This window comes from Halohasta salina (assembly GCF_024178165.1).
Classification (GTDB): domain Archaea; phylum Halobacteriota; class Halobacteria; order Halobacteriales; family Haloferacaceae; genus Halohasta; species Halohasta salina.
The window spans coordinates 631,721-646,489 of sequence record NZ_JAMZIE010000001.1 but is presented as its reverse complement, the minus strand read 5'-3'; the positions used below and the strand labels follow the sequence as shown (position 1 = coordinate 646,489).

Annotated in this window: 17 protein-coding genes; 13 read left to right on the top strand and 4 right to left on the bottom strand. The window is 64.9% G+C overall.

Annotated features, from left to right (window positions below):
- Position 1 precedes the first annotated feature (1 nt).
- On the top strand, positions 2-361 hold the full coding sequence (locus NKJ34_RS03245) for an MTH865 family protein (protein WP_253736818.1): 360 nt from the start codon (positions 2-4) through the stop codon (positions 359-361).
- Between the two features lie 180 nt (positions 362-541).
- The gene (locus NKJ34_RS03240) at positions 542-2,899 is read left to right on the top strand and encodes a PAS domain S-box protein (protein ID WP_253736817.1); all 2,358 of its coding nucleotides are present in this window, start codon (positions 542-544) and stop codon (positions 2,897-2,899) included.
- Positions 2,900-2,908: 9 nt separating this feature from the next.
- Here the strand turns inward: NKJ34_RS03240 and NKJ34_RS03235 are convergent, their stop codons facing one another.
- On the bottom strand, positions 2,909-3,376 hold the full coding sequence (locus NKJ34_RS03235; RefSeq protein ID WP_253736816.1) for a pyridoxamine 5'-phosphate oxidase family protein: 468 nt from the start codon (positions 3,374-3,376) through the stop codon (positions 2,909-2,911).
- 72 nt (positions 3,377-3,448) lie between these two features.
- On the bottom strand, positions 3,449-3,709 hold the full coding sequence (locus NKJ34_RS03230; protein WP_253736815.1) for a hypothetical protein: 261 nt from the start codon (positions 3,707-3,709) through the stop codon (positions 3,449-3,451).
- 165 nt (positions 3,710-3,874) lie between these two features.
- Here NKJ34_RS03230 and NKJ34_RS03225 point away from each other — a divergent pair, with 165 nt between their 5' ends.
- Positions 3,875-4,297 carry a universal stress protein gene (locus NKJ34_RS03225; RefSeq protein ID WP_253736814.1) on the top strand — a complete coding sequence of 141 codons (423 nt, stop codon included), beginning with the start codon at positions 3,875-3,877 and terminating at the stop codon, positions 4,295-4,297.
- Between the two features lie 57 nt (positions 4,298-4,354).
- Here the strand turns inward: NKJ34_RS03225 and NKJ34_RS03220 are convergent, their stop codons facing one another.
- Complete coding sequence (locus NKJ34_RS03220; RefSeq protein ID WP_253736813.1) at positions 4,355-4,561, bottom strand: hypothetical protein; 207 nt, start codon at positions 4,559-4,561, stop codon at positions 4,355-4,357.
- A gap of 143 nt (positions 4,562-4,704) precedes the next feature.
- Here NKJ34_RS03220 and NKJ34_RS03215 point away from each other — a divergent pair, with 143 nt between their 5' ends.
- Positions 4,705-5,511 carry a YihY/virulence factor BrkB family protein gene (locus NKJ34_RS03215; protein ID WP_253736812.1) on the top strand — a complete coding sequence of 269 codons (807 nt, stop codon included), beginning with the start codon at positions 4,705-4,707 and terminating at the stop codon, positions 5,509-5,511.
- Between the two features lie 72 nt (positions 5,512-5,583).
- The gene (locus NKJ34_RS03210) at positions 5,584-6,837 is read left to right on the top strand and encodes a tRNA (N(6)-L-threonylcarbamoyladenosine(37)-C(2))-methylthiotransferase (protein ID WP_253736811.1); all 1,254 of its coding nucleotides are present in this window, start codon (positions 5,584-5,586) and stop codon (positions 6,835-6,837) included.
- Between the two features lie 22 nt (positions 6,838-6,859).
- Here NKJ34_RS03210 and NKJ34_RS03205 read toward each other — a convergent pair whose 3' ends face one another.
- Positions 6,860-7,306 (bottom strand): NYN domain-containing protein, encoded by a 447-nt coding sequence (locus NKJ34_RS03205; RefSeq protein ID WP_253736810.1) that lies wholly within the window; start codon positions 7,304-7,306, stop codon positions 6,860-6,862.
- Positions 7,307-7,432: 126 nt separating this feature from the next.
- Here NKJ34_RS03205 and NKJ34_RS03200 point away from each other — a divergent pair, with 126 nt between their 5' ends.
- The 8 genes from NKJ34_RS03200 to NKJ34_RS03165 all read left to right on the top strand — a co-directional run bounded on the left by NKJ34_RS03200 (position 7,433) and on the right by NKJ34_RS03165 (position 14,738).
- The gene (locus NKJ34_RS03200; protein WP_253736809.1) at positions 7,433-7,723 is read left to right on the top strand and encodes a DUF7999 family protein; all 291 of its coding nucleotides are present in this window, start codon (positions 7,433-7,435) and stop codon (positions 7,721-7,723) included.
- Between the two features lie 129 nt (positions 7,724-7,852).
- A complete protein-coding gene (locus tag NKJ34_RS03195) occupies positions 7,853-8,110 on the top strand; it encodes a DUF7999 family protein (protein WP_253736808.1) in 258 nt (85 codons plus the stop codon).
- A gap of 135 nt (positions 8,111-8,245) precedes the next feature.
- Entirely contained in the window at positions 8,246-9,346 is a 1,101-nt protein-coding gene (gene gcvT, locus NKJ34_RS03190) for a glycine cleavage system aminomethyltransferase GcvT (protein ID WP_253736807.1), read from the top strand.
- A gap of 33 nt (positions 9,347-9,379) precedes the next feature.
- Entirely contained in the window at positions 9,380-9,757 is a 378-nt protein-coding gene (gene gcvH, locus NKJ34_RS03185) for a glycine cleavage system protein GcvH (RefSeq protein WP_253736806.1), read from the top strand.
- A gap of 12 nt (positions 9,758-9,769) precedes the next feature.
- Complete coding sequence (gene gcvPA, locus NKJ34_RS03180; protein ID WP_253736805.1) at positions 9,770-11,098, top strand: aminomethyl-transferring glycine dehydrogenase subunit GcvPA; 1,329 nt, start codon at positions 9,770-9,772, stop codon at positions 11,096-11,098.
- Positions 11,098-12,522 carry an aminomethyl-transferring glycine dehydrogenase subunit GcvPB gene (gene gcvPB, locus NKJ34_RS03175; RefSeq protein ID WP_253736804.1) on the top strand — a complete coding sequence of 475 codons (1,425 nt, stop codon included), beginning with the start codon at positions 11,098-11,100 and terminating at the stop codon, positions 12,520-12,522. The genes gcvPA and gcvPB overlap by 1 nt, the downstream gene beginning before the upstream one ends.
- Before the next feature lie 55 nt (positions 12,523-12,577).
- Positions 12,578-13,375 carry an SDR family oxidoreductase gene (locus NKJ34_RS03170; protein WP_253736803.1) on the top strand — a complete coding sequence of 266 codons (798 nt, stop codon included), beginning with the start codon at positions 12,578-12,580 and terminating at the stop codon, positions 13,373-13,375.
- A gap of 145 nt (positions 13,376-13,520) precedes the next feature.
- On the top strand, positions 13,521-14,738 hold the full coding sequence (locus NKJ34_RS03165; RefSeq protein ID WP_253736802.1) for a CBS domain-containing protein: 1,218 nt from the start codon (positions 13,521-13,523) through the stop codon (positions 14,736-14,738).
- Positions 14,739-14,769: the final 31 nt, after the last annotated feature.

The following is a 14,769-nucleotide window of genomic DNA, read 5'->3' as shown; positions in this document are numbered from 1 at the left end:
CATGCCGACGAGCGATGCGGACAACGGGCCGGCCGACCCGGCAGCGATCGAATCCGCGCTACGCCGCCAGTTTACCGAAACCTTCGAGCAGGCGGAGTATCCCCTTTCGGACCCGTTTTCGTTGATTCCGCTGTTGCCGGAGGGGGCTGCCACCGAGTTCCGTGCCGGTCCGGTCGTCGTCCCGGCGATCGACCTCGGACTCAGATACGGCGACTATCAGCAGTACCCCTACGAGGAGGTCGACGCACTCGTCGACGACCTGATCGCGGGGCTGAAAGCCGAAGACGAACTTCCGACGGCGCCGGGAAGGGAGTCAGGGTCCGACCCCGTCGATTCACCGGAGGGGAACCCGAAGCCGTGATCTCGCACGGACCGACCCAGCCGGCCGTCGGCGCTACGCTCCGGGACGACGAGCATCCACGACGGCAGGTTCGACACCATCGCTCGGAATTCATTCGAGCACGCCCACAACAGGTCGCGTCGGTAGTGATAGATAAAACAAAATTATATGCCCTGTGAAATTTCTTATTGAGAACAAAACGTGAGTACGGATCCACACGGCTCGGAGCGGGACACGATACGCCAGCGGCTCTACGAGTTGTTCGACGACACCGAGGCTCCGCTGGACACGAAGCGACAGCGCGCCCTCGAACTCGGCCGTGAGTATTTGGGCGTCACGAACGGCCACATCCAGCGCCGGAACGACGACGGGACCGACGAAGTAGTCGCCAGTGTCGGCGAGAACCCGGAGCTGTTGCCCGAAGGAGCCATTCTCAACCGCGAGACGACCTACTGTCGACGGACCGTCGAGAGTCACTCGCCGCTGGCGCTATCGAACGCTCCCGAGCAGGGGTGGGCCGAGGACCCGGCCTACAGGGAACACGGCATCGACTGTTATCTCGGAACCACGGTCTTCGTCGACGGGGCGGTCTACGGAACGGTCTGTTTTACGGCCGAAGACGCGCGGGAAACGGATTTCACCGCCGAAGAAAAGGCGTTCGTCGAACTGATCGCCCGGCTGCTCGGCCGCGCGATCGAGGCCGAGGCCCACGAACGCCGCATCGAGCAGCTCTCGCAGTCCCACCGCCGCTCGGAAGCGAAATACGAAGCCCTGCTCCGGCTGGCTCCCGACGCCATCATCATCGTCGACGCCGAAACGGGAGCTATCGAAACGGCCAACGAGCGCGCAGCCAGTTTGACCGGCTACACCGAGACCGAACTCCGCGGAATGTCCGCCCTGGAGTTGCATCCAGAAGACGACCGCGAGCGGTACGCTAGACTGTTGGAAAAAGGGTTCGACGAGCGGATTCAGGAACGGTTCGACGACGGGACGCCGCTTGAGATCGAGCGGCCCGATGGCACAGTGGTCCCGATCGAATTCGGCGTCAGCAGGGTCGACATCGACGACCGGACCGTCATGCTAGGTATCATCCGTGACATCTCGGAGCGGCGGGAACGCCAGCGGGACCTCGCCCGCCAGCGGGACCTGTTCGAACAGACTCAGGCCGCGGTCGGTCTCGGCGGCTGGGAGTTCGATCTCGAAACGGGAGAGGGACGCTGGACCGACGAAGTCTATCGGATCTTCGGGTTCTCGCCCGATAATAACATAACCGTCGAGGATGCTCTTGACCGCTTCCACCCGACGGATCGGCCGCGGATGATCGACGCCTTCGAGCGACTGACGCAGGCTGGCGAGAGCTACGATCTGGAACTCCGCCTTCGGACCGACGACGAGGTTCGGTGGGTTCGAACGCTCGGTAGACCGCGGTACGACGACAGCGAGGAGGGACCTCCCAATAGCGTCTTCGGCATCATCCGGGATATCACCGACCGAAAGGAACGCCAGCAGGACCTCCGACTCAAGACCCAGGCCCTCGAGGAGTCGTCGGTCGGCATCACGATCGCCGACGCGAACCACCCGGAGACGCCGCTGGTGTACGCCAACCGGGGGTTCGAGGCGGTGACCGGCTACACGATGGGCGATATCAGCGGCCAGAACTGTCGGTTCCTCCAGGGCGAGGGGACCGACGAAGAGACCGTCGACGAGATCCGGCAGGCCATCGACGCCGAGGAGTCGATCCGGACGGAGATCCTCAACTACCGGGCCAACGGGACGCCCTTCTGGAACGAGCTGACGATCGCCCCCGTGATGGACCCCGAGAGCCGCGAGGTGACACACTACGTCGGCATTCAGAAGGACGTAACCGCCCGGAAGCGCCGGGATCGGCTGATCGAGGTGCTCGATCGGGTCCTCCGACACAACCTCCGAAACGATATGAACGTCGTCATCGGGTTCTCGGAGACGATCGCCAACCGGGTCGACGGGGAGCTCGCCGAGATGGCGACCCGGGTGAAGGAGACCGCCCTCGATCTCATCTCGCTGACCGACACGGTTCGCGGCTTCGAGCAGGGCGTCGTCGACAGCACAGAACTCAAGCAGTTTGATATCCGGTCGGTCGTCGAAAGTGTCGTCGCGGACCTCCGGGGCGACTACCCCGACACCGAGTTCGACATCGAGGCCGACGGCTCGCCGACGGTCATGGCCACCGGCCAACTCGAATTGGCGCTGTCGGAACTCGGCGACAACGCCGCCCGACACGGCGAGTCGACGGTTCGCTACGAGGTGACGACCACCGACGACAACCGGGTCGCGGTCCGCGTCCACGATTCGGGGCCGGGGCTCCCCACCACCGAACGGACGGTTCTGGAGGCCGGCCGGGAGACGCCGATGGAACACGGCTCGGGGCTCGGGCTGTGGATGGTCCACTGGATCGTCACCAACCTCGGCGGGACCGTGACCACGACCGTCGACGACGGGACGACGGTCTCGATCGTGCTCCCGCCGGCAACAGCGGTCGACGGTCGGCTCACTGCGGCGATCAGCGATCGGTCGCCGTAGTGGGGTCGGCTACTCGATCGGCCCTTCGGTTCGTTCCAGTCCCCGAACCTCCTCGGGGGTTAGCCGCCACCCCTGAATCGACTCTAGGGAGTCGGCCCGCTCGAAGCCCCGCATGAACCAGCCGTTGTCGTCGAGTGTGGCGATGAACTGTTCCCACTCGTCGCTGTCGGGGTCGACCGACCGGAGGGGGCCGGTAGCCGAGACGCTCCGCCAGTTGAACCGCCCCGAGATCGTCGTCACGAGCAGCCGGGCGACCGTCCCCTCGGAGACGATCTCGGCTTTGGTCGACCGGGGGCCCTCGGCGAGAAACGGGAGGTAGATCGACTCGCCGTCGTAGCCGAACGAGATCGGGATGCTGTAGGGGGTGCCGTCGTCGCACAGCGAGCAGATCCCGTACCCCTGTGTCCGGAGCAGGCGCTCGATATCCTCCCGAGCCATCGGTGTACCGCTGAACTGTGCATAGAGGTTCTGGGACATCCGACGCCAACTCGTCGGGCACGATCAAAGCCAGTATTGGCCGTTCGGCCGACGGTTCCGATCGCTGAGTGGTTAGCCGTCCGCCGACAGGAGGTCGACGACGGCGAGGACGACGCCGACGACGAGACAGCCAATCCCAAGGAGCGTCGTCGCTGGGTCGGGAAAGACGACGAGCACAGCCCCGACGAGCAGCAACGGTGCGTAGGTCAGTGGGTCGACGAGCGAAAACCCCTCGCTCGGCTCGGTCGTTTCGGCAACCCAGTCGGGCTCCGTCGGCTCGGTCGACCGCTGGCTGTCGGTCTCGGATCGGACGCCGGTAGACTCGCGGCGCATGCGATGGGTAGTCGGTGTGGAGTTTCCTCAACGCTTCGGCCACCCTCATGCGTGGCGAACGGTCTGCGGACGCCGACAGTGGACGTCGATTCCCCTGTGTGGCGTGAAAAACTCTCAAACGGCCAGCCGTGGATAGCGTCGCTATGCCAGCACGCACCAGCGGTCATGACTGATCGCGTCCTCGTGCCCGTCGACGACAGCCCGCTGGCTGCCGATGCCCTCGACTACGTCTTCAATCGTCGACCCGAGGCCGCGGTGACGGCGCTCCACGTCAGCGATCCGACCCTCGGCATGAACCGGCTGATCGCCGGTGGGGGGTTCGACGACTGGTACGACGACGCCTGTCGGGAGACGGCGGAACTCTTCGAGAGCGCACACGGGATCGCCGAGGCGCACGGACGGGAGATCGAGACCACACACGAGATCGGCGATCCCGGCCGGACGGTCTGCGAGTACGCGGCTGCCAACCCCATCGACGAGATCGTCATGGGGAGCCACGGTCGACACGGTACGGTTCGGTTCCTGCTCGGGAGCGTCGCCGAACACGTCGTCCGACACGCGCCCGTTCCCGTGACGGTAGTCAAGTAGCCTTCCCGCCGACACCGATGACTGAAGCCCGCTTCGGCACAGTCGAGCTCTCCCCGCTCAGTCTTGCGCATCGAAGCGCGTGAGAACGCGGTAGATCGCCCACGCCGCCCAAACGAAGACGGCGATAGCGACGACGACCAGTTCCTGCTCGACGAGATACGAACCGGTCAACTGGAGTACGATGTATTCCAGTAGGACGTAGCCACAGAGCACGACGAACACGTCCCAAAACGACTGTGGGTTTTTAAGCCTCGGTGCTCGCATACCCTGCTCATCGCTTCACAGCCGTATGGCTCTGGTTGCCGCCAAGTACGAACAACACGCGGGTCGACTGCCGCCCAGTCGACTACCGAACGGAACGACAGTGCGGCCGGACGCGTTTTGCGCACGAGCCCCGTATCGCGGGTGTGACGCTGCTGGGTACGCTCGGTCGACGGCTCGGGGCGATCGGACCGCTGGCCCGGCGGTTCTACGGCGAGTACCGTCGGGTGAACCTCAGCTTCATGGCCAGCAGCATCGCCTATCAGGCGTTCGTCTCCCTGCTGCCGCTTTTCGTCTCGATCTTCCTGCTTGTCGCGGTCGTCGGCGGGCGAGGGTTCGCGACGACAGTGCTTGCCACCACCGAGTCCGCGCTCCCGGCGGCGGCCCACCAACTGCTGGCGGGGGCAATCCAAAGCGAGATCTCCTCGACGGCGACCTCCGCGGTCAGCCTCCTCGTCCTGTTGTGGGGCTCGCTCGAACTGTTCCGCTCCCTGAAGACCGCCTTCGCGACGATCTACGGGACCCAGTCGACCAACTCGCTTGTCCGCCAGCTTCGCTACGCGCTCGTAGCCTACCTGCTGCTGCTCGCGGCGATCGTCGCCGCGGTCGCTGCGACGAGCCTCTCGATCCGCTCGGGACTCCCCTTCGTCGACGCCCTCAGCGTCGTCGCCCTCTTCGGCGGACTGACGGCCGTTTTCCTCCCGATTTACTATCTGTTCCCGGATGTTCCGATGTCGACTCGTGGGGCGCTGCCGGGCGCGGTGGTTGCAGCGGTCGGCGCAACCCTGCTCCAGCGACTGTTTCAGTTCTACATCCAGTACGCTGCCGATCCGAACGTTGCGGGCGCACTCGGGGCGATCCTCGTCTTGCTCGTCTGGCTGTACATCGGGAGCTACGTCGTGTTGCTCGGGGCGGTCGTGAACCACGCCCTGCGGGGCGAGCCTGCGGCGTGATCGATCGTCGACCCGCCGGTCACCGCGGACCGTCGGCCTTTTGCTGGCCCAGCGGCTACAACGGGTAGCTGAATGGCCACGTATCATATCGAGACCTACGGCTGTACGTCGAATCAGGGCGAGAGCCGCCGCATCGAGCAGGCCCTGCGAGAGGGCGGCCACTACCCGGCCGACAGTCTCGACGACGCCGATGTCGCCATTCTCAACAGCTGTACGGTCGTCGAAAAGACCGAGCGCAACATGCTACGGCGGGCCGAAGAGTTGCAGGAGGAGACGGCGGACCTGATCGTCACCGGCTGTATGGCCCTCGCCCAAGGCGAGGAGTTCCGCGAGGCCGGCGTCGACGCCCAAATTCTTCACTGGGACGAGGTCCCTGACGCCGTCCTCAACGGCGAGTGTCCCACCGTCACCCCCGACACCGAGCCAGTGCTCGACGGGAAGATCGGCATCCTGCCCATCGCCCGCGGCTGTATGAGCAACTGCTCCTATTGCATCACCAAGTTCGCAACTGGTCGGGTCGACTCTCCCTCCGTCGAAGAAAACGTCGAGAAGGCCCGGGCGCTGGTCCATGCTGGAGCCAAAGAGATACGCATCACCGGCCAAGACACGGGCGTTTACGGCTGGGACAACGGGGACCGCAAGCTTCCCGAACTGCTGGATCGGATCTGTTCGGAGATCGACGGCGAGTTCCGGGTTCGGGTGGGGATGGCAAACCCCGGAGGGATTCACGGCATCCACGACGAACTGGCCGAGGTATTCGCCCGCCACGACAAACTGTACAACTTCATCCACGCTCCCGTCCAGTCGGGCAGCGACGAGGTCTTAGAGTCGATGCGCCGCCAGCACAGAGTTGGGAAGTTCCGCGAAGTGGTTGCGGCCTTCGACGAGCGACTCGATTACTGGACGCTGTCGACCGATTTCATCGTCGGCTTCCCGACCGAGACCGACGCGGATCACCAGCAGTCGATGGATCTCTTGCGGGAGGTCCGTCCCGAGAAGATCAATGTCACCCGGTTTTCGAAGCGGCCCGGCACCGACGCCGCCGAGATGAAGGGCCTCGGCGGGACGCTCAAGAAGGAACGCTCGAAGGAGATGTCCGAACTCAAGATGGAGGTCGTCGCCGAGGCCTACGAGGCGATGGTCGGCACCAAGCGGCAAGTACTCGTCGTCCAAGAGGGGACGGGCGACTCGGTGAAATGTCGTGACGGGGCCTACCGACAGATCATCGTTCAGAACGCGAGCGACCACGGCCTCGAACCGGGTGACTTCTGTGAGGTCGAGGTGACGAGCCACCAGACAGTGTACGCCTTCGGGACGCCGGTCTGACTGCCGGGTCGAGGTCGTCGACCTATTGTTCGGTTTCGTCGAGCGTAATACTCTCGGTCGCAGCGTTCCGCAGCGCGTCCGACCGGCCGTGGCTGCCGGGAGCGATCGCCAGCGTTCGGAGGCCGCAGTTGTTGGCGGCCTCGAAAACGGGTTTGAAATCGGTGTCTCGGGAGGCGATAACGACCGTGTCGCCACGGCCTTCGACCGCAAACCGGACGGCGTCGACCGCGAGTTTCACGTCTACATCCCCGCTGGTGACGATCACCTCGAAGCCGCGGGCTTCGGCGGCCTGAATCAAGCCCGGCGTGGCGTGTTCGTCGACGTAGAGCCGGATCGTCGCCAGTCGACCCGTCTCGGCGGCGGCCTCTCGGATATCGTCGAGGTCCACGTCGAACTCCTCCCGCAGCACGTTCGGCCCGTCGACGAACAGCCCTACTCCATCGAACGCCTCCTCGCGTACAGACGACATTGGCCATCAGTCGACTGCCGGCCCCTATAGACGTGCCGTTTGCCCCTGTGTCACGATTCCAACTAGTCGTTATCGGAACGTATCTCGTCGACAAAGCTATTACCTAGGATTAATAATGATAGAGGCATGGTCCCACGCACCACACCACACACGCCGTGTGTCATCGACCGACCGATGAACAACCACGGGGGGCTGACGCTGTCGGCGGTGACCGGCAGTCGGACCTATCAGGTCGTCGAGTACGCCACGGCAGCGGTGCGCGAGACCCTGTCGATGGCCGCCGCCGGCTCGACGATACGGGTCTGGCTCGAACCGCTCGGCTCCCGCGGCGACGCCTGGGAGGCCGTCGAGATCGCCAGCGGCGTCGACATTCCCCAGATGAAGGCGGCCGCACTCGGACAACCGCTCAAACACTGACACCGTCGGGGGCGGGTCGGAACGTGATGTGTTGGCACTGATCTTCCCCCGGATAGGACGTTTATCACGTAAAACAACACATACTCTGAACATCAGGAGTTTTATGCGTCAGTTCGGCGCTTACAGGGTATGGAGCAGCCTCCTTCGGACGACGGCAGTCAGTCGTATACGATCGTCGCGGACATGAACGAACACGGTGGGATGACCGTCGTCGACGCTGCAACGAACAGCACGTATCAGCTCGTCGAGTACGACGACGAGAACCTTCGTCGTGAGTTGGCCTCGCGTGATGTCGGCGACTCGGTAACGCTCCAGCTCGACCGGGCGGGCGTCCGCGCCAACGTCTGGCGCGCGAGCCGAGTCGAACCGGTCGTCCTCGCGGCTTAACCGGGTCAACCGAAGCGTCATCCGAACCGTCGCTGGTCCCCGTCGGTTCGATACTGCGGTCCTCGGTGTCACGCCACACGAACAGTCAGTGCTACCGATACCAACACCTTACTTGCGTGGACGCGAGGGAGAGATATGGCCCGACGACACCCGCCGCTGGCCGAGGTACATGCGGCCGCCGGCGCCTCGGTCACCGAGTTCGGCGGCTGGGCGATGCCCGTCGAGTTCGACTCGATCCGGACCGAACACGCCGCCGTCCGCGAGTCGGTCGGCATTTTCGACGTCTCCCACATGAGCGAGATCGAGGTCGACGGCCCCGAGGCGACCGAACTGATGGATCGACTCACAACGAACGACGTCGAGGCGCTCGCGCCGGGCGAGGCCCAGTACGCCTGTATCACCCGCGACGACGGCGTCATCCTCGACGATACGGTCATCTACCGACTCCCCGACCGTGACGGCGAAGCCGCCTACCTGTTCGTCCCGAACGCGGGCCACGACGCCCAGTTCACCGACTGGTGGCGCGAGCACCGCGAGGAGTGGGGGCTCGATGCAGCGGTCGACAACGTCACCGACGAGTGGGCGATGTTTGCCGTCCAGGGCCCCGACTCGCCGGCCCGCATCGCGGCGGTCACCGACGACTCGGTGACCGACCTCGGGCGGTTCGAACACACGACGAGTACGGTCGCCGGCTGTGAGTGCCGGATCGCCCGAACCGGCTACACCGGCGAGGACGGCTTCGAGATCCTCTGTCCGGCCGCCGACGCCGAGCCCGTCTGGAGCGCCTTCGACTGCCAACCCTGTGGGCTCGGGGCCCGTGATACCCTCCGCATCGAGGCCGGATTCCTGCTGTCGGGCCAGGATTTCGATCCCGACACCGTGCCGCGAACGCCCTACGAGGCCGGGGTCGGCTTCACGGTCGACCTCGATTCCGCGTTCGTCGGCCGCGACGCGCTGGCCGACCAGCGGTCGACCGGCGTCGACCGCCGGCTCGTCGGCGTCACGATGCGCGACCGCGGCGTCCCACGCGAGGGGTACGAGTTGGTCGACGACACGGGCGAACCGGTCGGCCGCCTCACCTCGGGCACGATGAGCCCGACCCTGAACGAGGGGATCGGCCTCGGCTATGTCGCGATCGACCACGCCGATCCCGGCACACCGGTCGGGATCGTCGTCCGGGGTACGGAGAAACGCGCCGTAATCACTGCCCTCCCGTTTCGGTCGACGTCCTCATAGTGCCCGGTGTACAACTGTCACCATCCACCACAAATGAGCTTCGATGTCCCCGACGCGTTCCGGTATCTCGAATCGCACGAATGGACGACCACCGACGACCCGGCGCGGATCGGTATCACCGACTTCGCGCAGGACGAACTCGGCGACGTGGTGTTCGTCGAACTCCCCGCGGTCGGCGACGAGATCGAAGCCGGCTCGGCCTTCGGCGTCGTCGAGTCGATCAAAGCCGTCTCGGACCTCTATGCCCCGATTTCGGGCGAAGTGACGGCAGTCAACGAGGACCTGTTCGACCAGCCGGAACTCGTCAACGACGACCCCTTCGGCGATGGCTGGATGCTCGAAGTCGAGCCGAGCGACGACGCCTTCGACGACCTGCTGTCGGCCGAGGCGTATCGTGAGCAGATCACATAACACCCTCCTCCAATGACACAGACAGACGGGAGCCCGTTTGCTCCACACACGGACGCAGAGACCGCCGCGATGCTCGAATCGATCGGCGTCGACACCGAGGCCGACCTCTTCGACATCCCAGCGGAGGTCGCCTTCGACGGCGAGTTCGGCATCGAATCACGAAGCGAGCAGGAAATCCGCGGCGAACTCCGGCGGCTGTTCGCCCGCAACGACGATCTCACCGAGTTCATGGGGCGGGGCCACTACAGCCACTACGTCCCCTCGATCGTCGACCACCTCTCGGATCGCGCGGAGTTCCTCACCAGCTACACCCAGTACCAACCCGAAATCACGCAGGGGTTCCTGCAGGCGCTGTTCGAGTACCAGTCGATGCTGGTCGAACTCACCGGCCTGCCCGTGGCCAACTGTTCGATGTACGATGGCGCGACCGCGCTGGCAGAGGCAGCCCTCCTCGCTGATCGCGTCCGCCAAACGAGTGGTCACCGAATCCTTGTCCCCGAGTTCCTCCGCGACGGCAAGCGGTCGGTGCTCGAAAACTACGTCGACGGAGCCGGGCTGGTAGTCGATGCCTACCCGATGGACGACGGCAACGTCGACCGCGAGGCCCTCGTGGACCTCGCTGACGAGGAGACCGCCATGATCTACGCGGAGAACCCGACCGTTCGCGGCACCATCGAGGAAGGCCTCACCGAGATCGGCACGATCGCCAGCGATACCGAGGCCCTCTTTTGCCTTGGCTCGGATCTCGTTGCGCTCTCGCTCCTTCAGGAACCGGCGAGCGTCGGCGCGGACGTGGTCGTCGGCGAGGCCGACGTCCTCGGCCTGTCGACCAGCTACGGGATGGGACTGGGGATCTTTGCGACCCGTGATGCGTTCCTCCGGCAGGTCCCCGGCCGCTTGGTCGGGGTGGGCGAGGATTCCGACGACCGGCGGGCCTACACGCTCACCCTCCAGACCCGCGAACAGCACATCCGCAAGGAGCGGGCGACCTCCAACATCTGTACCAATCAGGCGTGGGTCGCCCTCCGTGCGGCGATGCACATCGCCTCACACGGTCCCGATGGACTGGTCGACCTCGCCGAGGACTGTGTGCGGGACGCCGCCGCGCTCGCCGATCGCGTCGACCGGATTGCGGGGTATCAGGCCCCGGTTCACGACCGCCACCACTTCCGTGAGTTCGTCGTTCGCTCGGATCAGCCGGCCGACAGAGTCGCCACCGCCCTCGAAGCCGAGGGGTTCGCCGTCCACGCGATTGCGGACCATCTGCTCCAGATCTGCATTACCGAGACCAACGCTCACGCGACGGATGAACTGATCGCTGCACTCCAGGAGGCCGCCTGATGATCTACGATCAAGCCCGCTACACCGAGGGCGATAAACACGAACCGCTGTTGTCCGAGAAGGACACCACCACAGTCGAGGTCGGCGGGACGGACTCGCCGCTTCCAGACGACCTCACCCGCGACGACCTCACTCTACCCGGGCTCTCGGAGCCGGAGTTAGCCCGCCACTACACCCGGCTCTCCCAGATGAACTGGAGCATCGACAGCGGCCCCTACCCGCTGGGGTCGTGTACGATGAAGTACAACCCCAAGTTCACCGAGGACGTGGCGGCCGATCCGAACGCGGCGATCCACCCCGACCGCTCTGCCGACAGCGCACAGGGGAACCTCGGCTTGCTCTATGGGCTCCAGGAATACCTCGCTGCCATCGGTGGAATGGACGCAGTGACGCTCCAGCCACCCGCGGGCGCAGCCGGTGAGTTCACCGGTATCCTCGTCGCCAAAGCCTACCACGACCACCACGACAACGACCGCAGCGAGGTCATCATCCCGGCGTCGGCCCACGGCACCAACTTCGCCACCGCGGCGATGGCGGGCTACGACGTGGTCGAACTCACCGCCGACGAGGACGGCCGCGTCGACCTCGAAGCCCTGAAGGCCGCCGTCTCCGAGGAGACTGCGGCGCTGATGCTCACCAACCCGAACACCGTCGGCCTCTTCGAGCGCGACATCGTCGAAATCGCCGAGACAGTCCACGACGCCGGCGGACTCCTCTACTACGACGGCGCGAACCTGAACGCCTTGCTGGGGCGGGGTCGACCGGGCGACATGGGGTTCGATATCATGCACTACAACGTCCACAAGACGTTCGCCACCCCCCACGGCGGTGGCGGGCCGGGAGCCGGACCGGTGGGCGTGGTCGACGACCTCGCGGCGTTCCTGCCGAGTCCCAGAATCGAAAAAACCGACGACGGCGAGTTCGAACGGTTCGAGCCCGACCACACGATCGGCAAGGTCCACGGCTTTTCGGGCAACTGGCTCGTGTTAATCAAGGCCTACGCCTACATCGCCCGGCTGGGGGACGACGGATTGGCGGACGCCAGCGCGAAAGCGGTATTAAACGCCAACTACCTTGCCGACCAGCTGGAGTTAGCAGTCCCCTACGGTCCGTTCCATCACGAGTTCGCGGCGACCGCGGGCGACCGTGACGCCGCCGATGTCGCCAAACGAATGCTCGACTTCGGAGTCCACCCACCGACGACCAAGTGGCCCGAAATGGTGCCCGAGGCCATGCTCACGGAGCCGACCGAGATCGAAAGCAAGCGAACGCTCGATCGGTTGGCCGAGGCGTTCAACAACGCCTACAGCGACACCGACGAAGCCATCGAAACCGCACCGTCACGGACGACCGCCAGTCGGATCGATCAGGTGAGCGCCGCCCGGACCCCGCGGCTCTCGTGGCAGGCCCTCGACGACGAGTAGGCACCGACTACTGACCGTCGACCATTCTTATTCCAGCGCTCACCGAACCGTCGGTATGGATCTCGAACTCACAGGCAACGCTGCACTCGTCACCGCCTCGAGCCGCGGGCTCGGTAAGGCCGCTGCAACCGCCCTCGTTCGTGAGGGCGTCGACGTTGCGATCAACGGCCGCGAGGAGTCGACGCTCGAAACGGCTGCCGCCGACCTCCGGGAAGAAGCCGCAGGGGACGCCCGCGTGGTTCCGATCGGGGCCGATCTGACCGATCCCGACGACATCACACGACTCGTCGAGACGACCATCGAGGAGTTCGGCCAGTTGGACCACCTCGTCACCTCCGCTGGTGGCCCACCCAGCGGGTCGTTTCTGGAGACCACCGACGACGAGTGGTACGACGCCTTCGACCTGCTTGTAATGAGTGTCGTCCGACTCGTCCGGGAGAGCGCAGAGTACCTCCGAGCGGATGGCGGCGGCACCATCGTCACGATCACCTCCCGAAGCGTCAAGGAGGCCCTCGATGGACTCGTGTTGTCGAACTCGGTTCGAATGGGCGTGATTGGACTGGAAAAGACTCTCTCGCGGGAGCTAGCGCCCGAAATCAGGGCGAACGCCGTGCTGCCGGGTGCTCACGAGACGAGTCGGATCGAGGCACTGATCGAAGAGGGCGTCGACCGCGGCGAGTACGACGACTACGAATCGGGGCGAGCCACCTTCGGTGAGGATACCGCACTCGGGCGGATCGGCCGACCGATCGAACTCGGCGAGACGGTCGCGTTCCTCTGTTCGTCGGCGAGCAGCTACATTACAGGCCAGTCGATCGTCGTCGACGGCGGCAGTGGCCGCTCGAACCTCTGATCGAGCGTTTGTTCGGCCTGATACGGGTGTATAGTTACCGACTACCTATGTAGGCCACCAGACGCTTGCGAGGTCGCCCCGAACGGATCGGTGTGGCCCTGTGCAGTCGTCGACTGCGCCACCGTCCCAATGGAGGCCTACAGCTATGGATATCGCAGACATCGTTTCTGACGACTACGAAACGTTCAGCCCGGAGACGCCGGTCTCGAAGCTCGTCGGCGTGTTCGCCGATCCCTCGATCAAGGGGGTCGTAGTACGAGACGACAGCTTCGAGGGGGTCGTCACCAGACGACAGCTCGCTGCGTCACACCACCACCCCACCGAGAAGATCCGATCGCTGCGATGGCACGTCCCGCATCTGACACCGGACGATGACATTCGGGAGGTCGCACGACTCATGATCGACAGCGAGTCCCAACTCCTCCCCGTCTTCGAGGGGTCGGCACTGGCCGGTGTCGTCACGGTCGACGACATCCTCGAGACGGTCGCACCGTTTCTCGACGCTGCCGCTGTTGGCACCGCGGCGACACGGGATCTCGTCACACTCGATCCCGAGTCGACGTTCGGGCAGGCGATCTACGACTTCCGGGAACACCACTTCACACATCTCCCGGTCGTCGAAGACAACACCCCGGTCGGGATCCTGAGCTTGTATGACCTCGTCGGGGTTACGATCCGCTCGGAGCAGACGCGACAGGGTGGTGATGCTGGCGGCGTCGACTCTTTCGGTGGCGATGTAGCCGATCGGGCCGGCCGCACCCGTGGCGGTGGGTACGGCGCTCGCGGGGGCGACCTCGATCGGATGGTCGGCCTCCCGGTCCGCGACCTCATGGCGACGCCGGTCCGGACGATCCACCCCGAGGAAACCCTGCAAACCGCCGTCGACGAGATGTTCGAGATCGACGCCTCCTCGCTCGTCGTCACCGAAAACGGCGAGCCGTTCGGCATTCTCACCAAAACCGACGTGCTCGATGCGCTGACGTGGGAGGCCGGCGGCACCCGCGCGGTCGAAGTCTACGGCAGTGAGTACCTCGACGACATCGGCTACGAGGACATCGTCGCCATGGTCGACGCCTTCGATCGCCTCCACGATGCGATGACGATCCTCGACGCGAAGGTCCACCTCCAGAGCCACAAGGAGACGCTCCGCGGGACGCCGCTGCTGTTAGCCCGGATCCGGCTGTATACCGACGACGGGTTCTACATCGCCTCCGGCGAAGGATACGGCGCGAGTCACGCGCTTCACCAGACTCGGGACATGATCGAGCGACAGATCCGGGACCGGAAAACCCACGGCCGAACGAAGAAGCCGCCCGACGAGGATTTCTGGCAGAAACGGTTCGGCTGGCTGTTGGAGGAGTAGGCAGCGTATTCTTTTATATTGTGAGTCGACC

What these genes read in the sequence shown, in the direction of transcription:
- NKJ34_RS03220 (WP_253736813.1), bottom strand. Translation starts at nt 4,561, where the DNA reads ATGCGAGCACCGAGGCTTAAAAACCCACAGTCGTTTTGGGACGTGTTC.
- gcvPA (WP_253736805.1), top strand. Translation starts at nt 9,770, where the DNA reads ATGACACAGACAGACGGGAGCCCGTTTGCTCCACACACGGACGCAGAG.
- NKJ34_RS03170 (WP_253736803.1), top strand. Translation starts at nt 12,578, where the DNA reads ATGGATCTCGAACTCACAGGCAACGCTGCACTCGTCACCGCCTCGAGC.
- gcvT (WP_253736807.1), top strand. Translation starts at nt 8,246, where the DNA reads ATGGCCCGACGACACCCGCCGCTGGCCGAGGTACATGCGGCCGCCGGC.
- NKJ34_RS03195 (WP_253736808.1), top strand. Translation starts at nt 7,853, where the DNA reads ATGGAGCAGCCTCCTTCGGACGACGGCAGTCAGTCGTATACGATCGTC.
- NKJ34_RS03205 (WP_253736810.1), bottom strand. Translation starts at nt 7,306, where the DNA reads ATGTCGTCTGTACGCGAGGAGGCGTTCGATGGAGTAGGGCTGTTCGTC.
- NKJ34_RS03210 (WP_253736811.1), top strand. Translation starts at nt 5,584, where the DNA reads ATGGCCACGTATCATATCGAGACCTACGGCTGTACGTCGAATCAGGGC.
- NKJ34_RS03165 (WP_253736802.1), top strand. Translation starts at nt 13,521, where the DNA reads ATGGATATCGCAGACATCGTTTCTGACGACTACGAAACGTTCAGCCCG.
- NKJ34_RS03225 (WP_253736814.1), top strand. Translation starts at nt 3,875, where the DNA reads ATGACTGATCGCGTCCTCGTGCCCGTCGACGACAGCCCGCTGGCTGCC.
- NKJ34_RS03235 (WP_253736816.1), bottom strand. Translation starts at nt 3,376, where the DNA reads ATGTCCCAGAACCTCTATGCACAGTTCAGCGGTACACCGATGGCTCGG.
- NKJ34_RS03200 (WP_253736809.1), top strand. Translation starts at nt 7,433, where the DNA reads ATGGTCCCACGCACCACACCACACACGCCGTGTGTCATCGACCGACCG.
- NKJ34_RS03230 (WP_253736815.1), bottom strand. Translation starts at nt 3,709, where the DNA reads ATGCGCCGCGAGTCTACCGGCGTCCGATCCGAGACCGACAGCCAGCGG.
- gcvH (WP_253736806.1), top strand. Translation starts at nt 9,380, where the DNA reads ATGAGCTTCGATGTCCCCGACGCGTTCCGGTATCTCGAATCGCACGAA.
- gcvPB (WP_253736804.1), top strand. Translation starts at nt 11,098, where the DNA reads ATGATCTACGATCAAGCCCGCTACACCGAGGGCGATAAACACGAACCG.
- NKJ34_RS03245 (WP_253736818.1), top strand. Translation starts at nt 2, where the DNA reads ATGCCGACGAGCGATGCGGACAACGGGCCGGCCGACCCGGCAGCGATC.